The following is a 4431-nucleotide window of genomic DNA, read 5'->3' as shown; positions in this document are numbered from 1 at the left end:
CAGTACGGCCAACGGCATCAGCTCGCCGAGGTCCTCGATCGGCTCGCCTTCGCGGTGGGCGAAGACCACGGCCCGCCCGCCGTACATGAGCGAGTCGGACGCGGTTTCGGCTTCGACGGCCAGCGCGCCCACCTCGGCGGGCGAAAGACGGCGGCCGGTCGCGGCGAGGACCGCGCCGATCGCCGACGTCACGTCCGCGGTCGAGGAGCCGAAGCCGCGGCACAGCGGGATGTCGCTGGTGATGTCGAGCAGCCCGCCCGGCACGGGGTGGCCGAGCCGGGCCAGGGTGAGGTCGGCGGCGCGGCGGGCCTTGCTGCGCCACGCGGGCCGCACGGTCGTGCCGGCGTCCTCGGTGGGCAGGAAGGTGGCGCGGGTGCTGTAGAGCGGGCACGGCAGGGTGACCAGGCCACGGCGCAGCCGGCCGCCTTCGGCGAACACCCCTTGCAGGATCTCGCCGTGGTGGGCGTCGACGCGGAAGCTGCCCGCGCGCGGGTCGGTGACGGTGGCGGGGGCCGGTGCGGCGACCGCGAGGTCTTCGGTCATGGCGTTCTCCTTCACTCGTCGGCGGTCACGGCGAGCCCGGCCAGCACGGCGCGGGCCAGCTCCGCCACGTGCGGCGGTTCGACCATGTCCCAGTGGTGACCCGGCACCGGCGTCACCGTGAGCTCGCCGCGCGTGCGGGCGCGCCAGCTCTCCGGCCGCACCTCCGGGCGGCCCTTCACCGGGTGGGTGCCGGTGGAGGTGATGAGGTGGATCCCGGTCTCGACGACGGCGCGGCAGCGGTAGGCCTCGACGGCGTCCTTGCCGGCGAGGTAGACCCGCGCCATCTGCTCGACGACGGCGTTGCCCGCGACTTCCGACACCATCCCGCGGTCCCGGGCCTCGGCGAGCATCTCGTCGAGGGTGTCGACGGCTCCCGGGGCCAGCTTCAGCACGGCCTCGCCGAACCAGGCCAGCGGATCGCTGGTGTCCACTTCGGGCAGCGGGTTGCCGTAGTCGTCGACGCCGAGGACGGTCGCGTCGATGATGCAGAGGTGTTCGACGGCCCGGCCGGCGTTTTCCAGTTGGGCGGCCATTTCGAACGCGACCGAGCCGCCCTGCGACCAGCCCGCGAGCCGGATCGGCCGGTCCCCCGCCACCGGCAGCAGGTCGGCGACGAAGGCCGCGGCCAGCTCCTCGATCGTGTGGACCGGGTCCTCGCCGGGCGCGAAGCCGGGTGCCTGCAGGCCGAACACCGGCAGCGCGGGGTCGAGTTCGGCCACGAGCTGAAGGTACGGGAACGGGCTTCCGGCGGTCGGCGGCAGCAGGAACAGCGGCGCGACGCCCGCCCGGCCCGGCGACAGTGGCACGACCAGCCCCCCGGCACTGTCCCCGGCGCGGATCAGGTCGGCCAGCGCCCGGACCGTCGGGGCGCGGAACACCTCGGCCAGGCCGACGGTCGCGCCCAGCTCGGCCTTGATCCGGTCGACCAGCACGACGGCCAGCAGCGAGTGGCCGCCGACGTCGAAGAAGCCGTCGGTGACGCCGACACGGCGGCCGAGCAGGTCCTCCCACAGCTTCGCCAGCGCCATCTCCAGCTCGTCGCGCGGCAGCACCCCGGACGTCGACACCGGAGCGGCGTCCGGCGCGGGCAGCGCGACCCGGTCGATCTTGCCGTTGGACGTCAGGGGCAGCGTGTCCAAAGTGGTCAGGGTGGCCGGGACCATGTATTCCGGCAGCCGTTCGGCCAGGTGCGCTCGCAGCGCGTCGGCATCCACAGTGGACGGCGCGACGTAGCCGGCGAGCGCGCCGTCGCGGACCACCGCGACCGCCTCGGTGACGCCGGGGCCGCCGACCAGCGCGGCCTCGATCTCGCCCAGCTCGATCCGGTAGCCGCGCACCTTGACCTGGTGGTCGGTGCGGCCGACGAACTCCAGGCGCCCGTCCGGCAGGTACCGGGCCAGGTCGCCGCTGCGGTAGAGGCGGCCGGGGCCGAACGGGTTCGCCACGTACTTGGCCGCGGTCAGGCCGGGGTTGCCGGCGAACCCGCGGGCCACGCCCGCGCCGCCGGCGTACAGCTCACCGGTGACACCGACCGGGACCGGCCGCAGGTGCTCGTCGAGGAGGTAGACCTCGGTGTTCCAGATCGGCCGCCCGACGGAGATCGGCGTGGTCACGCACTCGGCGGCGGGCAGCAGGTTGATCACGTTCGCCACGGACGTCTCGGTGTGGCCGTACTCGTTGGCCACGCCGACTTCGGGGGCGTTCTCGCGCCAGAACTCCAGCGCTTCCGCGGTGAGCTGCTCGCCGCCGACGACCAGGTGCGCGGCGGCTCCGGCCGCTTCCGGTGCGAGGCACCGGCGCAGCGGTTCGAGGTGGGCCGGGGTGAGCTTGACGAAGCTGAACTTGCGGCCGCTCGCAAGCACGTCCGCGAGGCCCGCCACGGGGTGCTCGTCCTCCGGCACCAGCGTCACCGTCGTGCCGCACAGCAGCGGCAGGAACAGCCCGGTGACGGTGAGGTCGAAGGCGAGCGACGAGTGCACCGGGGCGCCGTCGCCCTCGTCGGCGCGGTAGGCCTGGCGGCACCAGTCGAGGTAGTGCAGCACGCCGCGGTGGCTGATCATCACGCCCTTAGGGCGGCCGGTGGACCCGGAGGTGTAGATGACGTACGCGAGGTTTTCCGGGTCGACGACCGGGTCCCGCCACGGCACGGGGTCGTCGGCGACCGGCTCGTCGGCCAGGAGCTTGACCTCGCCCAGGTCTTCCCCGGCGAAGCGGCGGGTGGTGACGAGCACGCGGGCGCCGGCCTGGCGGAGCATGTACTCCTTGCGGTCCTGCGGATACGCGGGATCCAGGGGGATGTAGTGGCCGCCGGTCTTGAGGACGGCCAGCAGCACCGGGAGCAGCAGCGGGCCGCGTTCGCAGAGCACGCCGACCGGGGTTTCGACGCCGACGCCGTGGGCGCGCAGCCGCTGGGCCAGCCGGGTGGCGCGGTCCTCCAGCTCGGCGTAGGTCAGCTCGGTCTGTCCACACCGGACCGCGACAGCGTCCGGTGTGGACGCGGCCTGCGCGGCGATCCGGCCGTGCACGGTCCCGCGCAGGTAGGGCTCGGCGGTGTCGTTCCACGTCCGGAGCAGCAGCTCGCGCTCGCCGGCGCCGAGGATGTCCACTTCGGACAGCCGGACGCCGGGCTTCTCGGCGAGTTCGGTGAAGAGACGGACGAAGTGCTCGCCCATCCGCGCCATCCGGACCTCGTCGAACAACGCGGTCGCGTACTCCAGCACGCCTGCCACGAAACCGTCGGCCTGGCGGACGAAGGAAATCATCAGGTCGAACTTCGCCGTCGTCGAGGGCAGGTCCACCGGCGAAACCTTCAGCTCGCCCAGGTCCGGCGAACCGGTCGAGGAGTCGTAGACGGCGAACATGACCTGCACGACCGGCGTGTGCGCGAGGTCTCGCTCGGGCGCCAGCTCCTTGACCAGCCGTTCGAACGGCAGGTCTTCGTGCGCCTGGTCGGCCAGCCGCGCCACGCGGACGCGGTCGGCGAGTCCGGCGAAGTCCGGGTCGCCGGACAGGTCGCCGCGGGCGACGACGGTGTTCACGAAGAACCCGACCATGTGCTCCAGCTCGGCCCGCCCGCGCCCGGCGACCGGGGTGCCGACGGCGATGTCCGTGCGCCCGGTGTGCCGCCCCAGCACGACGTACGCGGCGGCCAGCAGGGTCATGAACGGTGTCGCGCCCGTGCTCTTCCCCTGGTCGATCACGGCGGAGGCGGCGGCCGCGGGGATGGTGAAGCGGACGGAGGCGCCGTGGTGGTCGCGCTGGGCCGGGCGCGGCCGGTCCGCGGGCAGCTCCAGGGTTTCCAGCCCCGCGAGCCGCTCCTTCCAGTACGCGAGGTCGGCGGTGTGGGCGTCCACCCTGGACTGTTCCCAGGCCGCGAAGTCCGCATAGGACAGTTCGACCGGGGGCAGTTCGGCACCGGTGTAGAGCTTGCGCAGGTCGTCCATGAGGATCGGCAGCGACCAGCCGTCGCAGGCGATGTGGTGGACGTTCAACGCGAGCACGTGGCGCTCCGGCGCCTCGCGGACGAGCAGCGCCCGGAACACCGGCCCGGCGGCGAGGTCGAACGGACGGCCGACGTACTCGGCGAGGATCGCGTCCAGGTCACCCTCGACGACCGGCAGCTCGACCGGGGCCGGGGCCCCGATCACCTGGCGCGGCCGGTTGTTCTCGGCGGTGTACGTCGTGCGCAGGATCTCGTGCCGCGCCACCAGGGCGTCGAGGGATCGCCGGAGCGCGTCGACGTCGAGCGCGCCTTCGAGCCGCAGGAGCAGCGGCACGGCGTACTCGGCGCTGTCCGGGTCGAGCCGGTCGAGGAACCACAGGCGCTGCTGTCCGGCCGACAGCGGCAGCGGGGCGCCGCGGTCGGCCCGGCCGAACGCCCGCGCCGGC

At 73.6% G+C, this 4431-nt stretch carries 1 protein-coding gene and 1 pseudogene; both read right to left on the bottom strand.

The window, feature by feature from the left end; translation table 11 throughout:
* A pseudogene (locus G3I65_RS05750) lies at nt 1-543 on the bottom strand (kinase); the annotation flags it as partial.
* A gap of 11 nt (nt 544-554) precedes the next feature.
* Nucleotides 555-4431: amino acid adenylation domain-containing protein (locus G3I65_RS05745; RefSeq protein WP_160695175.1), on the bottom strand; the 3877-nt coding region annotated here is incomplete at its 5' end.

Source organism: Amycolatopsis sp. SID8362, assembly GCF_010550475.1.
Classification (GTDB): Bacteria; Actinomycetota; Actinomycetes; order Mycobacteriales; family Pseudonocardiaceae; genus Amycolatopsis; species Amycolatopsis eburnea.
Note: the sequence above shows the minus strand (reverse complement) of the source record. Positions and strands in the feature narration are given on the sequence as shown.